The organism is Rhodococcus sp. NPDC055112 (assembly GCF_053607505.1).
Genome location: NZ_JBSGTR010000009.1, coordinates 68843 through 86390 on the forward strand (window position 1 = coordinate 68843; position 17548 = coordinate 86390).

Annotated in this window: 15 protein-coding genes and 1 riboswitch; of the genes, 9 read left to right on the plus strand and 6 right to left on the minus strand. The window is 68.7% G+C overall.

Going from position 1 to position 17548, the window contains the following annotated elements; all coding sequences use genetic code 11:
* Nucleotides 1–35: 35 nt before the first annotated feature.
* Together ACWFRB_RS07200 and ACWFRB_RS07205 are read left to right on the plus strand one after the other, a co-directional pair.
* Complete coding sequence (locus tag ACWFRB_RS07200) at nucleotides 36–3875, plus strand: multifunctional oxoglutarate decarboxylase/oxoglutarate dehydrogenase thiamine pyrophosphate-binding subunit/dihydrolipoyllysine-residue succinyltransferase subunit (RefSeq protein ID WP_452639851.1); 3840 nt, start codon at nucleotides 36–38, stop codon at nucleotides 3873–3875.
* A gap of 22 nt (nucleotides 3876–3897) precedes the next feature.
* Nucleotides 3898–4599 carry an AAA family ATPase gene (locus ACWFRB_RS07205; RefSeq protein ID WP_452639944.1) on the plus strand — a complete coding sequence of 234 codons (702 nt, stop codon included), beginning with the start codon at nucleotides 3898–3900 and terminating at the stop codon, nucleotides 4597–4599.
* Here the strand turns inward: ACWFRB_RS07205 and ACWFRB_RS07210 are convergent.
* The 3 genes from ACWFRB_RS07210 to ACWFRB_RS07220 form a co-directional block, all read right to left on the minus strand.
* Complete coding sequence (locus ACWFRB_RS07210; protein WP_452639852.1) at nucleotides 4558–5577, minus strand: hypothetical protein; 1020 nt, start codon at nucleotides 5575–5577, stop codon at nucleotides 4558–4560. The two genes, ACWFRB_RS07205 and ACWFRB_RS07210, sit on opposite strands and share 42 nt — an antisense overlap.
* Before the next feature lie 84 nt (nucleotides 5578–5661).
* Nucleotides 5662–7173 carry a multicopper oxidase family protein gene (locus ACWFRB_RS07215; RefSeq protein ID WP_452639853.1) on the minus strand — a complete coding sequence of 504 codons (1512 nt, stop codon included), beginning with the start codon at nucleotides 7171–7173 and terminating at the stop codon, nucleotides 5662–5664.
* A 58-nt stretch (nucleotides 7174–7231) separates the two neighbouring features.
* Entirely contained in the window at nucleotides 7232–7843 is a 612-nt protein-coding gene (locus ACWFRB_RS07220; protein ID WP_452639854.1) for a TetR/AcrR family transcriptional regulator, read from the minus strand.
* Nucleotides 7844–7914: 71 nt separating this feature from the next.
* Between ACWFRB_RS07220 and ACWFRB_RS07225 the strand changes: the two genes are divergently transcribed.
* The 3 genes from ACWFRB_RS07225 to ACWFRB_RS07235 are packed head-to-tail and all read left to right on the plus strand — an operon-like array spanning nucleotide 7915 to nucleotide 11286.
* A complete protein-coding gene (locus ACWFRB_RS07225; protein WP_452639855.1) occupies nucleotides 7915–9552 on the plus strand; it encodes a flavin-containing monooxygenase in 1638 nt (545 codons plus the stop codon).
* Nucleotides 9549–10379, plus strand: coding sequence for an SDR family NAD(P)-dependent oxidoreductase (locus ACWFRB_RS07230; protein WP_452639856.1), 831 nt, complete (start codon nucleotides 9549–9551; stop codon nucleotides 10377–10379). Before ACWFRB_RS07225 ends, ACWFRB_RS07230 begins: the two co-directional genes overlap by 4 nt.
* Before the next feature lie 4 nt (nucleotides 10380–10383).
* Complete coding sequence (locus ACWFRB_RS07235) at nucleotides 10384–11286, plus strand: alpha/beta hydrolase (protein ID WP_452639857.1); 903 nt, start codon at nucleotides 10384–10386, stop codon at nucleotides 11284–11286.
* An 81-nt stretch (nucleotides 11287–11367) separates the two neighbouring features.
* Here ACWFRB_RS07235 and ACWFRB_RS07240 read toward each other — a convergent pair whose 3' ends face one another.
* Nucleotides 11368–11973 (minus strand): glycine betaine ABC transporter substrate-binding protein, encoded by a 606-nt coding sequence (locus ACWFRB_RS07240; protein WP_452639858.1) that lies wholly within the window; start codon nucleotides 11971–11973, stop codon nucleotides 11368–11370.
* A gap of 63 nt (nucleotides 11974–12036) precedes the next feature.
* Nucleotides 12037–12127: riboswitch (SAM riboswitch) on the plus strand.
* A gap of 6 nt (nucleotides 12128–12133) precedes the next feature.
* On the opposite strand from ACWFRB_RS07240, the gene ACWFRB_RS07245 reads away from it, so the two are divergent.
* From ACWFRB_RS07245 to ACWFRB_RS07260, 4 genes are read left to right on the plus strand one after another with little or no spacing between them, the layout of a single operon-like run.
* Entirely contained in the window at nucleotides 12134–13087 is a 954-nt protein-coding gene (locus ACWFRB_RS07245) for an ABC transporter substrate-binding protein (RefSeq protein ID WP_452639859.1), read from the plus strand.
* A gap of 10 nt (nucleotides 13088–13097) precedes the next feature.
* The gene (locus ACWFRB_RS07250; protein WP_452639860.1) at nucleotides 13098–14243 is read left to right on the plus strand and encodes an ABC transporter ATP-binding protein; all 1146 of its coding nucleotides are present in this window, start codon (nucleotides 13098–13100) and stop codon (nucleotides 14241–14243) included.
* A complete protein-coding gene (locus ACWFRB_RS07255; RefSeq protein ID WP_452639862.1) occupies nucleotides 14243–14935 on the plus strand; it encodes an ABC transporter permease in 693 nt (230 codons plus the stop codon). Before ACWFRB_RS07250 ends, ACWFRB_RS07255 begins: the two co-directional genes overlap by 1 nt.
* The gene (locus ACWFRB_RS07260) at nucleotides 14932–15615 is read left to right on the plus strand and encodes an ABC transporter permease (protein WP_452639863.1); all 684 of its coding nucleotides are present in this window, start codon (nucleotides 14932–14934) and stop codon (nucleotides 15613–15615) included. The genes ACWFRB_RS07255 and ACWFRB_RS07260 overlap by 4 nt, the downstream gene beginning before the upstream one ends.
* A gap of 90 nt (nucleotides 15616–15705) precedes the next feature.
* Here the strand turns inward: ACWFRB_RS07260 and ACWFRB_RS07265 are convergent, their stop codons facing one another.
* Together ACWFRB_RS07265 and ACWFRB_RS07270 are read right to left on the minus strand one after the other, a co-directional pair.
* On the minus strand, nucleotides 15706–16896 hold the full coding sequence (locus ACWFRB_RS07265; RefSeq protein ID WP_452639865.1) for an NAD(P)-dependent malic enzyme: 1191 nt from the start codon (nucleotides 16894–16896) through the stop codon (nucleotides 15706–15708).
* A 335-nt stretch (nucleotides 16897–17231) separates the two neighbouring features.
* Nucleotides 17232–17546, minus strand: coding sequence for a hypothetical protein (locus tag ACWFRB_RS07270; protein ID WP_452639866.1), 315 nt, complete (start codon nucleotides 17544–17546; stop codon nucleotides 17232–17234).
* Nucleotides 17547–17548 lie beyond the last annotated feature (2 nt).

The window sequence follows — 17548 nt, forward strand, 5'->3', positions numbered from 1 at the left end:
CTGGGACCAAGAGAGAAACGAGGCGAACACCTGCCGTGAGCAGCAGTTCTACGTCACAATTCGGACAGAACCAGTGGCTGGTCGACGAGATGTACCAGAGGTTCCAAAAGGACCCGGCATCCGTTGACGCGAGTTGGCACGAATTCCTCACCGATTACACGCCAGATGCTTCCGGAGCCGGCAACGGCGTGAGCACCCCCACGGTGCCCGCGAAGCCTGCCCCGACGAACGGCACCGCCGCACCGGCGACGAACGGCACGCCGCCTGCCCCCGCCGCAGCTGCGCCGCCTGCCCCGGCCCCCGCGCCGGCTGCCCCCGCGGCAGCCGCACCGGCAGCCCCGGCCGCACCGGCAGCCCCGGCCGCGCCCGCTGCACCGGCAGCCCCGGCCGCTCCGGCCCCCGCGGCGAAGCCCGCGCCCGCGGCCCCGGCCGCCGCCAAGCCCGCGCCCGCGGCCCCGGCCGCCGCCAAGCCCGCGCCTGCGGCGCCCGCTGCCACCACCGACGAGTCGAAGATCCTGCGTGGCGCCGCTGCCGCGGTCGCGCGCAACATGTCCGCCTCGCTCGCGGTCCCCACCGCCACCAGCGTGCGCGCCATCCCCGCGAAGCTGATGTTCGACAACCGGATCGTCATCAACAACCACCTCGCCCGCACGCGCGGTGGCAAGATCTCGTTCACCCACCTGCTCGGCTACGCGATCGTGCAGGCGGTCAAGGCGTTCCCGAACCTGAATCGGCACTTCGCCGAGGTCGACGGCAAGCCGAACGTCGTCACCCCCGCACACACGAACCTCGGTCTGGCGATCGACCTGCCCGGCAAGGACGGCAGCCGCGCGCTGGCCGTCGCCGCCATCAAGGGCACCGACGAGATGAACTTCGTGCAGTTCCACGGCGCGTACGAGGACATCGTCCGCCGTGCCCGCGACGGCAAGCTGACCGCCGAGGACATGTCCGGCGTCACGATCTCGCTGACCAACCCCGGCGGCATCGGCACCGTGCACTCCGTGCCGCGCCTCATGCAGGGCCAGGGCGCGATCATCGGTGCAGGCGCGATGGAGTACCCGGCCGAGTTCCAGGGGTCGAGCAACGAGAAGATTGCCGAGATGGGCGTCGGCAAGCTGATGACGCTGACCTCGACCTACGATCACCGCATCATTCAGGGCGCGGAGTCCGGCGACTTCCTTCGGACCATCCACAACCTGCTTATCAGCGACGAGTTCTACGACGAGGTCTTCCACTCGCTGCACATCCCGTACGAGCCCGTGCGGTGGCGTCAGGACATCTCCGCGACGGACATCGACAAGAGCACCCGTGTGCTCGAGCTGATCGCGGCGTACCGCAACCGCGGACACCTGATGGCGGACACCGATCCGCTGCAGTTCGTCAAGGACAAGTTCCGCAGCCACCCCGACCTCGACGTCACCACCCACGACCTGACGCTGTGGGACCTCGACCGCCAGTTCAACGTCGGCGGCTTCCACGGCAAGCAGCGGATGAAGCTGCGCGACGTGCTGTCCATCCTGCGCGACGCGTACTGCAGGCACATCGGCGTCGAGTACACGCACATCCTCGACCCGAAGCAGCAGCAGTGGCTGCAGGAGCGCGTCGAGGCCAAGCACGTCAAGCCGACCGTCGCTCAGCAGAAGTACATCCTGAGCAAGCTGAACGCCGCCGAGGCCTTCGAGACCTTCCTGCAGACCAAGTACGTCGGCCAGAAGCGGTTCTCGCTCGAGGGCGCCGAGTCGGTCATCCCGATGATGGACGCGGTCATCGACCAGAGCGCCGAGCACGAGCTCGACGAGGTCGTCATCGGCATGCCGCACCGCGGTCGCCTCAACGTGCTCGCCAACATCGTCGGCAAGCCGTACTCGAAGATCTTCACCGAGTTCGAGGGCAACATGAACCCGGCGGCCGCACACGGCTCCGGTGACGTGAAGTACCACCTCGGCGCCGAGGGCACCTACATCCAGATGTTCGGCGACAACGACATCAAGGTCTCGCTCACCGCGAACCCGTCGCACCTCGAGGCCGTCGACCCGGTCCTCGAGGGCCTCGTCCGCGCCAAGCAGGACATCCTCGACAAGGGCGAGGAAGGCTTCACCGTGCTGCCACTGATGCTGCACGGCGACGCCGCCTTCGCCGGTCAGGGCGTGGTCGCGGAGACGCTGAACCTGTCGCTGCTGCGCGGCTACCGCACCGGTGGCACCGTGCACATCGTCGTCAACAACCAGGTCGGCTTCACCACCGCCCCGGAGCACTCGCGCTCCTCGGAGTACTGCACCGACGTCGCGAAGATGATCGCCGCGCCGGTCTTCCACGTGAACGGCGACGACCCCGAGGCCTGTGTCTGGGTCGCGCAGCTCGCCGTGGACTACCGCGAGGAGTTCGGCAAGGACGTCGTCATCGACATGATCTGCTACCGCCGCCGCGGCCACAACGAGGGCGACGACCCGTCGATGACGCAGCCGGCGATGTACGACCTGATCGACACCAAGCGCAGCGTCCGCAAGAGCTACACCGAGGCCCTGATCGGCCGTGGCGACATCTCGCTCAAGGAAGCGGAAGACGCGCTGCGTGACTACCAGGGTCAGCTGGAGCGGGTGTTCAACGAGGTCCGCGAGCTGGAGAAGTTCAAGCCGGAGCCGTCGGAGTCGGTCGAGCTCGACCAGACCCCGCCCGCGCGCCTCACCACCGCTGTCGAGCAGGCCGTGCTCGAGCGGATCGGCGACGCGTTCGTCAACGTGCCCGAGGGATTCACGGTGCACCCGCGCGTCAAGCCGGTCATCGAGAAGCGCCAGGAGATGTCCCGCGACGGCAAGATCGACTGGGCGTACGCGGAGCTGCTGGCGTTCGGTTCGCTGGTCGAGCAGGGCGCGCTGGTGCGCCTGACCGGTCAGGACTCGCGTCGCGGCACGTTCACCCAGCGCCATTCGGTGCTCATCGACCGCAAGACCGGCGACGAGTACAACCCGATCTCGGCGATCGCGGCGAATGCGGGCAACGGCGGCAAGTTCATGGTCTACGACTCGGCACTGACCGAGTACGCGGGCGTGGGCTTCGAGTACGGCTACTCGGTGGGCAACCCCGACGCGCTGGTGCTGTGGGAGGCGCAGTTCGGCGACTTCGTCAACGGCGCCCAGACGATCATCGACGAGTTCATCTCCTCCGGCGAGGCCAAGTGGGGCCAGCTCTCCGACGTCGTGCTGCTGCTGCCGCACGGCCACGAGGGCCAGGGCCCGGACCACACGTCCGGCCGCATCGAGCGTTTCCTGCAGCTGTGCGCGGAGGGCTCGATGACCGTGGCGGTGCCGTCCACCCCGGCGTCGTACTTCCACCTGCTGCGTCGTCACCACCTCGACGGCATCAGGCGTCCGCTGGTGGTCTTCACCCCGAAGTCGATGCTGCGCAACAAGGCCGCGGTCAGCGATCTCGCGGACTTCACCACCGGCAAGTTCCGCTCGGTCTTCGAAGAGCCGGAGTACGAGACCGGCGGCGGCGAGCGCGACAAGGTCAAGCGCGTGCTGCTGGTCAGCGGAAAGCTGTACTGGGAGCTGCTGGCCCGCAAGCAGAAGGAAGACCGCGAGGACATCGCGATCGTGCGGATCGAGCAGCTGTACCCGCTGCCGAGCCGGCGCCTGCGCGAGACCCTCGACCGGTACCCGAACGCGACCGAGTTCCGTTGGGTCCAGGAGGAACCGGCGAACCAGGGTGCCTGGCCGCTGTTCGGCCTGGCCCTGCCGGAGCTGATCCCCGACAAGCTGACCGGGATCAAGCGGATCTCCCGCCGTGCCATGTCGGCCCCGTCCTCGGGATCGAGCAAGGTGCACGCCGTCGAGCAGCAGGAGATCATCGACGAGGCGTTCAAGCCGATCGCGTAGCTTGACCGCACCGGCCTTGCCACTGAGCCGGGTCGAGTTCACTCAACGGAGTGGATTCGACCCGGCTTCGTGGTATCTCGACCTGCCCGCGATCGGCGAACTGTGCCGGGGCGGGCTCGATTTCACCAGCCCGGTGACGGTCGTCGTGGGTGAGAACGGCGTCGGCAAGTCGACCCTGGTCGAGGCCATCGCCGGCGCGTGGCAGGGCGGATTCCGCGGCGCCCAGGACCGGCTGTGGTCAGCGGGCGGCAGCGCCGAGGACACCGACCTGCCCCGCCACCTGACCTGCATCGGGGCGCAGCCCAGACCGTACGGCGGCTGTTTCCTTCGGGCCGAGTCCATGCACTCGCTCTTCGACCGGGCCGACGCCGATCGGGTCCGGGACACCGACCAGGGGCTCAACGAGCTCTCGCATGGCCAGTCGTTCCTGCGCTACGTGGCGGACCGGCCGATCGGCATCGGCCTGTGGGTCCTGGACGAGCCGGAGGCCGCGCTCTCGTTCCAGTCCTGCCTGGCGCTGCTCGGGGTGATCAAGGACCTGGCCGCCGAGGGCTCCCAGGTGATCATGGCGACCCACTCCCCCCTGCTGGCCGCCTGTCCCGGCGCCGAGATCTGGGAGCTGACCGAGGACGGCATCGAGTACCCCCGGTGGGACGAGCTCGAACTGGTCCGGAACTGGCGCTCATTCCTGGACGGCCCCGACCGGTTCCTGCGGCACCTGTAGCGGCTGCGCCGCCCGTGCGCGAGTCGTACCTCTACCGGTGTGAAACGCGCGCACGGCTGCGACCCCGAGCACCGTGGCGCCGAACAGGGCGCCGGCGGCCGCGAGGGTGAGCGCGTCGGGGTCGGTGACCGGCTGTCCGCGCAGCGCCTGCCACGACAGCAGCACCAGCAGGCCCGTGTAGCCGCCTGCGAGCACCCCCATCACCGCGGCCCGCGTGCCCTCCTCCCGGAGCCACGCGACGCGCGGGGCGAGCGCCGCCAGGACGACCGCGGCCAGCAGCAGGACCTGCAGCGCGTGCAGCCCGACGAAGTGCGGGATGCGCAGGTCTCCACCGGTGGTGCTCCAGTTGGTGATCGGCATGCCGGGACGGTCGTCGGTCGCTCCGACGGTGTGCCCCGCGCCGAGCTCGACCATGCGACCGTTCGCATCGCGCGCCGACTGCTCACCCTGGAAGCCCACCATGTAGGCGATCGCCATCCCGGCCAGCGCGAGCCACAGCCCGGCCTTGACGGCCCGGGTGGTCGGGCGGTCGGCCAGCCGCTGACGCAGCAGGATCACGGCGATCACCAGATTGGCCGCGAAGAGCCCCAGCACGCCGTACATGAAGATCGTCTGCCCCACCGAGTTGACGATGTCGTCGGATTTGTTGAAGTGGCTGAAGGTTCCGCGTGCCGCCTGCACGGCGATGAAGGCGACGTCGGCGAGGCCGGCCACCACGAAGACGAGAGCCAACCGGCGAGTCCAGCGACTTCCCCTGTGCGGCAGGTTCAGCAGCCACGCCAGGGTGGCGCCGTAGAGGACGAAGGCGATCGCGAACTTGAACGGTTTGACCCACACCGAGACGCCCAGCAGCGTGCGGTCGTCGACGACCATGCCGACGGCACAGACGCACGCGAGCACCATCATCGCGGCGACCATCACCATGAGTGGCCGCTGCCGGGCGAGCAGGGGGCGGACCTGCGATCCGAGGGTGTCCATGCACCGACGGTATGGACGCGAGGCCGATCGGCGCGTCCCGCTGCGGAGTGAGATCGGATCCCATACCCAGGTATGAGAGCGCGATTAGATCTCGTAGGAGACGTTGCCCATCATGCCCGAATCCTGATGAAAGCTGTTGTGACAGTGGTAGGCCCACACCCCAGGGTTGTCGGCGTCGAAGTCGGTCGCCATCGTGGTCCTCGGCAGCACGATGACGGTGTCCTTGCGCGCACCCGATTCGGCGAGCTGAAAGGTGTGGCCGTGCAGGTGCATGGGATGCCACATATCGGTGTCGTTGCGCCAGTTGATGCGTACTCGCTCACCGCTGCGCACCCCGAATCGGTTCGACTCGACGCTGCTGGGATCGAACGGGACGCCGTCGATGCTCCACGTGTACGGGCTCATCGACCCCGTGAGCCGGATGTCGAGGGCGCGGGTGACATCGCGGCGCGGAAGGCGGTCGGCCTCCGTCGCCGACATGTCCCACGCCATCGGGATCCTCCCGTCCAGCTCGGCGACCGGCGCATCGGCAGGCGGGGGCTCGCCGGGACCTGTGCGGACGATCGCCAGCCCCCTGGCGTTCTTGCCCTCCGCGGAGGCGGCGAGCGGGAACACGCCGTCCTTCAACGTCACCATGGCGTCGTACCGCTCGCCCATCCCGAGCAGCAGTGCATCGGCCCGCACCGGCTCGATCGGGTAGCCGTCGGTGTGGGTCACGGTGAGCTCGTGGCCGCCTAGCGCCACCCGGAATGCCGTGTCGGCGCCGGCGTTGACGATGCGGAGTCGGGCACGGTCGCCCGGCTTCGCGGCGAACTGTGGCGGATCGGCGGGGATCCTGCCGTTCACGAGGTAGTAGGGGTACTTCACGTCGCCTGCGTCGCCGCCGAGCAGGGCGCTCGTTCCGTCGGTGAGCATGTACTGCGGCCCGGCCATGCCGGGCATCCCGGTCATGCCGGGCATCCCGCCCATCCCGGTCGTCAGTTCGCGGTAGACGTCGTCGGGCGTGCCGGTGACCCCATCCATCCAGTCCTTGAGGAAGACCGTCCATTCGTGGTCGTAGCGCAGGCCCTCGTTCGGGTCCTCGATGATCAGCGGTCCGGACAGTCCCCGGTCGAGCTGCAACCCGGAATGCGAGTGGTACCAATACGTTCCCGGGTCCGGCATCACCGCCTCGTAGACGAAGGTCTGCCCCGGCGCTATCGGCGGCTGGGTGAGCACCGGTACACCGTCCATGTCGTTGCGGATCGCGATGCCGTGCCAGTGGATCGTCGTCCCGACCGGCAGGCCGTTGGCCACCTCGGCGCGCAACCGTTCGCCCGCCTTCACCCTGATCTCGGGACCCACCGCGACGTCGCCGAACCCCCAGGTGTTCGCCGCGACACCGCCCAGGTCGACGGTCACCGGCCTCGCCGACAGGGCCATCGGGACCACCGTCGCCGAACGGGCCAGCGCCCGATCGCGCGCCGCGATCTCGGGGTCGGAGGAGGTGATGAAACGCGGCTGCGGCGGTGAACTCGAGCACGCCGCGGCGAGGCCGCCCGACACCGTGGCCGCGGCGGCGTACTTCAGGAACACCCTGCGAGACACGGCATCCATCGCGGCACCCTCCGCTGTGAACAGCGACAAGTCTATCCCCGAAGAGCGCGTCCGAGGGTTACGCGCCGAGCAGTGCCGCCGTGGTCTCCGAGCTCAGTGCGACCGCAGGCAGGGCGGTGACGATCAGGTCGATCAGTTCCTCGCGGGAGATCTCCGGGTCCTTGAGCCAGCTGATCGTGGCCTCCTCGACGAACGCGATCCAACCGCGGACCGCGAGGGTGATCCGGGGCCCCGGTTCGATACCCAGCTTCGGCAGCTGCAGGGTGATCCGCTCCGCCATGGTCGCCCGGGTCCGCTCGAACTCCTCCCGCATCTCCGGGTCCCCGCTCGCGGTGCCGCGGAGCAGCGAGACGTAGGTGTTCCGGTTCTCCGAGACGTAGTCGACGTAGGAGGTGATCGCGGACCTCAGGATCTCGAGCGGCTCCAGGTCGAGGTCGGGTTCGGTGTGCGCGAGCATCTCGACGTTGGTGTGGCGCACGATGGCGAGGTGGAAGTCGTGCTTGGACGCGAAGTAGTGGAAGAGCAGTCCGCGGGAGACGCCTGCCTGGTCCGCGATCTCCTCGACCGAGACCTGCTCCAGGGGTCGCTCCGCCAGCATGCGTGCGCCCAGGTCGATGAGCTGAGCGCGCCTCTCCTCCGGGCTGAGCCGGGTGCGCTTGGTGACCGCCATGACCATCAGCTTACTGAATTGTCGTCAATAAGCTATTGACTGCGACTCAACAAGCCCCTACTGTGTGGTACATGAGTCTTCCAGTTACAGATACCGCCGTGAAGCCGGGTGGAGCTCCGCGACACGTCGACACGCTGATCATCGGCAGTGGCTTCGCGGGCCTGGGCGCCGCGATCAAGCTGGTTCAACAGGGCAAGCGGGACTTCGTCGTCCTCGAGCGCGGCAGCGAGGTGGGCGGCACCTGGCGCGACAACACCTACCCCGGCGCGGCCTGCGACGTTCCGTCGCATCTGTACTCGTACTCCTTCGCGCTGAACCCGTCCTGGACCCGGTCGTTCTCCAAGCAGCCGGAGATCCAGAACTACATCAGCTCCGTCGCCCGCAAGTACAACGTGCTCGACAAGCACGTCTTCAACTGCGAGGTCCAGGAGGCGCGCTGGAACGAGGTCAACGCACACTGGGAGGTGCAGACCTCGCAGGGAGCGTTCACCGCCAAGATCGTGATCTCCGCCGTCGGCGCGCTGTGCGAGCCGTCGCTGCCGGACATCAAGGGCATCGACGGTTTCGAGGGCGAGATCTTCCACTCCGCCCGCTGGAACCACGACGCCGACCTGGCGGGCAAGCGCATCGCCGTGATCGGCACCGGCGCCTCCGCCATCCAGATCGTCCCCCAGCTCGCGGCCAAGGCCGGCCGGCTCGACGTCTACCAGCGCACGGCGCCGTGGGTCCTGCCCCGCGCGGACCGCGAGTACACGACGCTCGAGAAGCTCGCGTTCAAGTACGTGCCCGGGTTCCAGAAGCTCTCCCGCACCGGCATCTACTGGATGCGCGAGACCCAGGTCGTCGGCCTGGCCAAGGCCCCGATCTTCATGAAGCCGCTGCAGTTCGCGGCCGAGCGCCACCTGCGCATGCAGATCAAGGACCGGGACCTGCGCAAGAAGGTCACCCCGAACTTCCAGATCGGCTGCAAGCGAATGCTGATCTCGAACAACTACTACCCCGCGCTGGCCCAGCCGAACGTCGATCTCGTCACCGACGGCATCGCGGAGGTCACGGCCAACGGCATCGTCGACCGCAACGGCGCGACCCGCGAGGTCGACGCGATCGTGGTGGCCACCGGCTTCCACGTGACCGACTCCCCCACCTTCGCCGGGATCATCGGCAAGGACGGCCGCTCCGCCGCGGAGGTATTCGAGGCCAGCGGACAGCAGGGCTACAAGGGATCGGCAATCGCCAACTTCCCCAACATGTTCTTCCTGGTCGGCCCGAACACCGGCCTCGGCCACACCTCGATGGTCTTCATGATCGAGTCGCAGCTCAACTACGTCATCGACGCGATCAACACCATCGAGCGCAACGGCATCGGGACCATCGAGGTCCGCCAGGACGCGCAGGACGCCTACAACAAGGACCTGCAGGACAAGCTCGCGCGAAGCGTCTGGAACAACGGCGGGTGCGCCAGCTGGTACCTCGACAAGCACGGCAACAACACCACTCTGTGGCCGGGCTTCACCTTCCAGTTCCGCAACACGACAAAGAAGTTCGACCTCGCCGCGTACCGCAGCGTGGCCACCAGGGACCTGCCGGGGATCACCGGCGACGAGATCGCCGCGGAGATCGAACGCGGCACGGCATCCACTGTCGGCATCGCCGACGGTGCGACCACTGTCGGCATCGCCGACGACGACGAGAAGGTTGTTGCACAGTGAGCGATTTCGCAGGCAAGGTCGTGGTCATCACCGGAGCGGGATCCGGCATCGGTCGGGCGCTCGCGCTGAACCTGGCCGAGAAGGGCGCCCGGCTCGCGCTCTCCGACTTCGACAGCGTCGGACTGACCGAGACCGTTCGCCAGGCCGAGGCCCTCGGCGCCGAGGTCAGGTCCGATCACCTGGACGTGACCCAGCGGGAGGCGGTACTGCAGTACGCCGACGCGATCGCCGAACACTTCGGCAAGGTCAACCAGATCTACAACAACGCAGGCATCGCGTACCACGGTGAGTTCGAGAAGTCCGAGTTCAAGGACATCGAGAAGATCATGGACGTGGACTTCTGGGGAGTCGTCAACGGCACCAAGGCATTCCTGCCGCACCTGGTTGCCTCCGGCGACGGGCACGTGGTGAACGTCTCCAGCCTGTTCGGCCTGCTCTCGATGCCCGGCCAGTCCGCCTACAACTCCGCGAAGTTCGCGGTCCGCGGCTTCACCGAGTCGCTGCGGCAGGAGATGTTGATCGCCAAGCACCCGGTCAAGGTGACCTGTGTGCACCCGGGCGGCATCAAGACCGCCATCGCCCGCAACGCGACCGCGGGGCCAGGAGAAGACCTCGCGGCCTTCTCCGAGTTCTTCGACAAGAAGCTGGCGCGGACCACGCCCGAGCAGGCCGCGAAGGTCATCGTGAACGGCGTGCAGAAGGGCAAGGCGCGGGTGCTGATCGGTGCCGACGCCAAGTTCCTCGACGCCTGGGTGCGCCTGGTCGGCTCGAGCTACCAGCGCGTGGTCGCCGAGATCGCCGGCCGCGTGATGCCGAAGGGGAAGTAGCCCAATGGTGTTCCTGCCCCGACCGCTGGTCGCCGCGAACCTCGGCGCCTTCTACCGGGTGGCCCTGCACGCGAAGATGCCGGTACCCGCGGCCCGTGCGCTGCTCGACGCGGGCTCCCCGCTGCAACGGCTTCCGCGCGACACCGTCGTGCGGGAGCTGACCCTGGCAGGCCGCAGGGCCGAGCGCATCACGGTCGGGGCCAGCGAGCGCCGCACCGCCGTGCTGTACCTGCACGGCGGCGGCTTCACCCTCGGATCGCTCGCCACCCACCGGTCGCTGGCCGCGTACCTCGCACGCGAGTCCGGGTCCGCGGTGTACCTGCTCGACTACCGCCTCGCCCCGGAGAATCCGTACCCGGCAGGGCTGGAAGACGCGGTCGACGCGTACCTCGAGCTGCTCGTCGAGCACGGGTACACCGCCGATCAGGTTGCCATCGCAGGGGATTCGGCAGGCGGCGGGCTGTCGCTCGCCACCGCGCGCCGCCTGATCGACGCGCACGACGTACACCCGGCCGCCCTCGGACTGATCGCGCCGTGGGTGGACCCAGGCGCCCGTAACGCCCCGAAGGATCGCGATCTCGTGATCAACACGGCGTGGTCGTTCATCGCGGCCGAGGCGTACCTCGGCGGCGGCGACCCCGCCGATCCGGGCTACGCGCCGCTGCACGGCGACATGACCGGGCTACCGCCGACCATCGTGCACGTCGGCACCTCCGAGGTGCTGTACCCGCAGGTGGTGGAGCTCGTGGACAAGCTGCGGGCCGCGGGCGTCACGGTCGAGTTCACCGAGTACCCGACGCTGTGGCACGTCGCGCACCTGCAGGCGTCGATCCTGCGGGAGGCGAACGACGCCGTGCGCGAGCTCGGCGGCTTCCTGCGCGAGGCGCTCGAACGCACCGAGGTCTAGCTCACCTGTCGAACGGGTGGTCACCGGGACGATCGCCGAGAGGCGAACCCGGCAACCACCCGTTCGAGCGTCACCGCAAGTTCAGCGCTCGGCGAGCCATTCGTCCGCCGCCCGCTTCGGATCCGCCTCTCCCCGCCGGACCCGCTCCGCCATCGACGCCAGGTCGGCCGAGGTCAGCTCGCCTGCAACGACGTTGAGCGCCTTGACCTGATCCTCGGTGAGCACCCCGTTTCGCATGAGTGGCACCACGTTCTCCGCGGGTGCCGAATCACCGGCCTCCAACTCGGCCTCGCTGTAATCGGACACCGAGAGCCCCTCCGGCAGAGACCTGTTCAGCTCCTCGAACACCTCATCGGGATCGGTGAGCGCCGAGTCCGGCTGAAAATAGTGCAGAAGCTGCCCGGTGAAGTCCGGCACCACCGTGATCTCCGCCGCCCCGAGTCCCTCCACGTACTCCGCCCTGGTCTCCGGGGAACCCACCTCGACCGGGGATCCGGTGCCGCGCAGGATCCCCGCGTAGATCTCCGCGACGACCTGTGACTCCGCGCTCTCCCCTGACCCGACGGTGATCGCTGCAGGTGCCTGCGTCTCGTCGAGCCGGGAATTGTCCACCGTGCATCCGGCGAGCGCGCACACCACGGCCGCGGACATCGCTGTCGTCGCAGCCTTCCTCCACCGAGCCGTCATGGCGCGCCACGCTCCCTCTCCTCACCAAGCGAATGTCCTCCCTATCGTTACACTCGGTGGCCAGCACCATCTCGAGCGGCCGAGAGATCCGGCTTGTTGACGCCGCAGCAACCAGTCCGACAGGGACGGGTGCTACCGCCGGAACCGATGGAAGGATGCCATGAGGTTCTCAGCTCGCCGCTCCGCCCGCCCGATCGCTGTCGCCGCGGCGGTCACCGCCCTGACGGTCCTGACCTCATGCGGCAACTCCGACCCACTGAGCAGCGGCGGTGGCACCGGCTCGGACCCGAACGCGATCATCGTCGGGTCGGCGAACTTCCCCGAGTCCGAGACCGTGGCGAACATCTACGCGGAGGCCCTGCGTGCCAACGGCTTCGACGTACAGACCAAGCTGAACATCGGCAGCCGGGAGACCTACATCCCCGCGGTCAAGGACGGATCCATCGATGTGATCCCGGACTACACCGGCAACCTGCTGCAGTACCTCGACAAGGACACGACCGCGACCAGCGCCGCCGAGGTGGACGCGGCCCTGCCCGCGGCGCTCGGCCCCGACCTGGCGATCACCACGCCGGCGCCCGGCGAGGACAAGGATGCGGTGGTCGTCACCCGTGAGACCGCCGACAAGTGGCAGCTGACCTCGATCGCCGACCTGGCGCCCCACTCCGCCGAGGTGAAGTTCGGTGCCCCCGCCGAGTTCCAGGAGCGCGCGGGAGGGCTGCCCGGCCTCGAGGCCGACTACGGCCTCGTCATCAGCCCGCAGAACTTCGTGCCGATCGCGGACGGCGGCGGACCCGCAACGGTGGCCGCCCTCTCGTCCGGCCAGGTCACCGCGGCGAACATCTTCACCACCTCGCCCGCCATCGCCAAGAACAACTTCGTGGTCCTCGCGGACCCGAGGAACAACTTCCCGGCGCAGAACGTGGTCCCGGTCCTGCGCGCGAACAAGCAGTCCGAGAAGCTGGCGGCGGTCCTGAATGCGGTGTCGGCCAAGCTGACCACCGACGAACTCATCGCACTGAACACTTCGGTGTCCGGCGACTCGAAGACCGAACCGGACGCCGCCGCCGCCGAGTGGGTGTCGGCACAGGGGCTCGACAAGCCGGTGTCGTAGGCGGCCGGCCTTGATCTCCTTCGAGTCGGTCACCAAGCGCTACCCGGACGGCACCACCGCGGTCGAGAGCCTCGACCTGGTCATCGAGCCCGAGTCCTTCACCGTGTTCGTCGGGCCGTCGGGCTGCGGCAAGACCACGTCCATGCGGATGATCAACCGGATGATCACGCCCACCTCCGGCAAGGTGATCGTGAACGGCCAGGACGTCACCCGCACGGACGCGGTCAAGCTCCGCCTCGGCATCGGCTATGTGATCCAGAGCGCGGGCCTGCTCCCGCACCGGACCGTGATCGACAACGTGGCCACGGTGCCTGTGCTGCGCGGCGATTCGCGGCGCGCGGCCCGCAAGGCCGCGCTCGAGGTGCTCGAGCGGGTCGGGCTCGACCCCGCGCTGGCCACCCGTTACCCGTCCCAGCTCTCCGGCGGCCAGCAGCAGCGCGTCGGCGTCGCCAGGGCGCTGGCGGCTGATCCGCCGATCCTGCTGATGGACGAACCGTTCAGCGCGGTCGATCCGGTGGTCCGCGAGGACCTGCAGGCCGAGATGCAGCGCCTACAGGCGGAGCTGCGCAAGACCATCGTGTTCGTCACCCACGACATCGACGAGGCGGTGCGGCTCGGCGACCGCGTCGCGGTGTTCGGCCCGCACGGCAGGCTCCAGCAGTACGCCGATCCGCAGACCGTGCTCGCCTCCCCCGCAACGGATTTCGTGGCCGACTTCGTGGGACGCGATCGCGGCTACCGCGGGTTGTCGTTCCGGCCCGCCGACGAGGTGCCGGTGCACGAGATCCGCACCGCCGTCGAATCCGAACTCGCCGCGCTTCGCCTCGACCAGGGTGAGTGGGTGCTCGTGGTCACCGAGGACGGCGCGCCGCGCGGCTGGATCGACGTCACGGGTGTCGAGGGCATCCGGGCGGGCAACACCCTGGCCGACAGCACATCGGCGGGTGGTTCGCTGTTCACGCGGGGCGGGGACCTGCGGCAGGCGCTGGACGCCGCGATCTCGTCGCCGTCGGGAATCGGGGTCGTGGTGGACGAATCCGGCTCGGTGGTGGGCGGGGTCAACGGATCCGAGGTGATCCGCAAACTCGCGGACCAGCGGCAGGCCGAGGACCGGGCCAGGAACCGGCACTTCTTCAACGGCGAGACGGCCGGCTGATGCGCTGGCTGATCGACAACTTCTCGCAGGTTGTCGACCTCGCGAAGACGCACCTCTACCTGGCGCTGCTGCCGCTGCTGATCGGGCTGCTGATCGCGGTGCCCGTCGGCATCGCCATCCGAAATGTCGCGTGGTTGCGCAAGACCACCATGACGCTCGCCTCGCTCGCGTTCACGATCCCCTCGCTTGCGCTGTTCGTCACCATCCCGCCCCTGCTCGGGCTGAACATCCTCGACGAGATGAACGTGGTGATCGCGCTGTCGATCTACTCGACCGCGCTGCTGGTGCGCGCCGTGCCCGAGGCGCTCGACTCGGTTCCCGCGTCGGTGATCGACTCGGCCACCGCGATGGGCTTCACCCCGCTGCGGCGCGCGCTGACCGTCGAACTGCCGCTTGCCGTCCCGGTGCTGATCTCCAGCATCCGGGTCGTCGCCGTCACCAACATCTCGCTGGTGTCGGTGGGCTCGCTGATCGGCATCGGCGGACTCGGCGAGCTGTTCACCAAGGGCTACCAGCGCGACTACCCGGACCAGATCCTGGCGGGGATCATCGCGATCGTCTTCCTGGCGTTGGTGATCGACGGCCTGCTCTACGTCGCGGGCCGCCTGCTGACGCCATGGACCAGGACCGCCCGCAGCCGGAAGGCGGACGAACCGGCTGCGGTCCTGCGCGCGACGGAGGGCCCCGCATGAACTTGTTCGGCTCCGCCTTCGACTTCATCGCCGACCCGTCGAACTGGTCCGGCCCCACCGGCATCGGCGCCCGGATCGTCGAACACCTCTGGTACAGCCTGCTCGCGGTGGTCATCTCGGCCGCCATCGCGATCCCGATCGGCCTGCTCATCGGGCACTTCCGCAGGGGCGACGCCATCCTGGTCGGTCTGGTCAACTCGCTCCGCTCGCTGCCCACCCTCGGCATCCTGACGTTCCTGGTGCTGCTCCTCGGGCTCGGCCTGATCCCGCCGATCATCGCGCTGGTGCTGCTCGGCATCCCGCCGATACTGGCGGGCACCTACGCCGGAGTCGCGAACGTCGACCCGGTCGTGGTCGACGCCGCGCGGTCGATGGGGATGACACGGGCCCAGGTGCTCGGCCGGGTGGAGGTCCCCAACGCGCTGCCGCTGATCGTCGGCGGGCTTCGCAACGCGACGCTGCAGATCATCGCCACCGCCACGGTCGCCGCCTACGTCAACCTGGGCGGCCTGGGGCGGTACATGTTCGACGGCTTGGCGCTCGGTGACTACGCCCGCGTCCTGGTGGGCGCGATCCTCGTCGCGGCGCTGGCCCTGATCCTCGACGGCATCCTCGCGGTCGCGGTGTGGGCCTCGGTGCCGGGCACCGGCCGACTGCGCCGCACGCCGACGCTGACCTGAACCCACGCCGTGACGGACGGCCCCGAACGCGAAGGGCCCCGTCGTGCGGCGTCAACCGCCCGACGGGGCCCGTCGGTGCACAACTGGTGGCTAGGCGACGCCCTCGGCCTTGGCCGCGGCCGCGACGGCCTCGGCGACCGCGGGGGCGACCCGCGGGTCGAGCGGGCTCGGCACGATCTTGTCGACGGCCAGCTCGTCGGCGACGACGGACAGGATCGCCTCGGCCGCGGCGAGCTTCATGCCCTCGGTGATGCGCCGGGCGCCCGCGTCGAGCGCGCCCTTGAACACGCCGGGGAAGGCGAGCACGTTGTTGATCTGGTTCGGGAAGTCGCTGCGGCCGGTCGCGACGATCGCGGCGTGCTTGCGCGCGATGTCCGGGTGGATCTCCGGGTCCGGGTTGGACATCGCGAAGATGATCGCCTCGGGGGCCATCGTCGCGATGATCTCCTCCGGCACGGTGCCCGCGGAAACGCCGAGGAACACGTCGGCGCCGTCGAGCGCCTCGACGATTCCACCGGTGCGTCCCGCCGGGTTCGTGCGGGCGGCCAGGTCGGCCTTGATCTCGTTCAGGTCGCCACGGTCGCTGGACACGATGCCCTTGGAGTCGAGGACGGTGACGTCGGCGATGCCTGCCGCGAGCAGGATGTTCGCGCAGGCGACACCGGCAGCGCCCGCACCGGAGATCACCACGCGCAGCGCGGTGATGTCACGGTCCTGGACCCTGACCGCGCCCTTGAGCGCGGCGAGCGCCACGATGGCGGTGCCGTGCTGGTCGTCGTGCATGACGGGGCAGTCGAGGGCCTCGATGACCCGCTTCTCGATCTCGAAACAGCGCGGGGCCGAGATGTCCTCGAGGTTGACGGCGCCGAAGCTCGGGCGCAGCCGGATGAGGGTCTCGACGATCTCGTCGGGGTCCTTGGTGTCGAGCACCAGCGGGATCGAGTTCAGTCCGGCGAATTGCTTGAACAGCGCGGACTTGCCCTCCATCACCGGCAGCGAGGCGCGGGGTCCGATGTCGCCCAGCCCGAGCACCGCGGTGCCGTCGCTCACGACGACGACGAGGCGGCTGGTCCACGTGTAGCGGTCCGCCAGCGTCTCATCCGCCGCGATCGCGCGGCTGACCTGAGCCACACCGGGCGTGTACGCGATCGACAGTGCGCGCTGAGAATCGAGGGGGGCGGTCGTCTCGACAGAGAGCTTGCCGCCGACGTGGCCCGCGAAGATCTCTTCGTCGGTCAGCTCAACCTTTTTCGGTGTGGTTGCTTCAGACACAAGAGACACGATTGCACTCCTACTCATGCCGCTCCCACTCGGGGGCGGGTTACTGGGAAGTAGCAGCGCCGAGGTGGAAATCGACGCAGCCGCAGGTTTTTGGTCGAGATGGGGGTGAGGCTAACCGAGGGTGCACGATCAATTCCCGATTGGTCTACGGGCCGCTGCACTCAACTCGGAAGCGCGAAGGCGCCAGGCGGGGTGAGCCCGGGCGCGAAATCTGCCGCTGGTGAATCCGACTCTCGCTCCGTTACCGGGGGGTAGCACCGGCGCGAAGTGCAACAAGTGTGCCACCGCGGCCTCACCGCATGCAAATCTCACCGGTGAGTAGCTTTTTTGGTGAGCTAGCGCCACCACTGGGTCCACAGCAGCAGGCCTGTGACCAAGAACACGCCCACCGAGCCGAAGACGGCCGTGACACCCCGACGGTGATCGGCCACCCTCTGCGCCAGCAACACCAACACGACCGCAACGATGTGCGCGCCGACCGACACCTTCCCCGGCCCGGGGAACCCGCGCTGGCCGCCGAGATACGACGTGCCGAGGACGACCACCGCCAGCACCACGACGCCCGCCGCGACGGCACCGCTCAGCGCCCGCAGTCCGCGCGCGACTCCCCCGTTGCTCCCGGCGTGGCCCTCGTACTCGTCGACCGACACGT

Bases quoted from the DNA above. Each gene is read 5' to 3' on its own strand.
- ACWFRB_RS07260 (WP_452639863.1), top strand. From the start codon at position 14,932: ATGAACTTGTTCGGCTCCGCCTTCGACTTCATCGCCGACCCGTCGAAC.
- ACWFRB_RS07220 (WP_452639854.1), bottom strand. From the start codon at position 7,843: ATGGCGGTCACCAAGCGCACCCGGCTCAGCCCGGAGGAGAGGCGCGCT.
- ACWFRB_RS07235 (WP_452639857.1), top strand. From the start codon at position 10,384: ATGGTGTTCCTGCCCCGACCGCTGGTCGCCGCGAACCTCGGCGCCTTC.
- ACWFRB_RS07225 (WP_452639855.1), top strand. From the start codon at position 7,915: ATGAGTCTTCCAGTTACAGATACCGCCGTGAAGCCGGGTGGAGCTCCG.
- ACWFRB_RS07210 (WP_452639852.1), bottom strand. From the start codon at position 5,577: ATGGACACCCTCGGATCGCAGGTCCGCCCCCTGCTCGCCCGGCAGCGG.
- ACWFRB_RS07245 (WP_452639859.1), top strand. From the start codon at position 12,134: ATGAGGTTCTCAGCTCGCCGCTCCGCCCGCCCGATCGCTGTCGCCGCG.
- ACWFRB_RS07255 (WP_452639862.1), top strand. From the start codon at position 14,243: ATGCGCTGGCTGATCGACAACTTCTCGCAGGTTGTCGACCTCGCGAAG.
- ACWFRB_RS07215 (WP_452639853.1), bottom strand. From the start codon at position 7,173: ATGGATGCCGTGTCTCGCAGGGTGTTCCTGAAGTACGCCGCCGCGGCC.
- ACWFRB_RS07240 (WP_452639858.1), bottom strand. From the start codon at position 11,973: ATGACGGCTCGGTGGAGGAAGGCTGCGACGACAGCGATGTCCGCGGCC.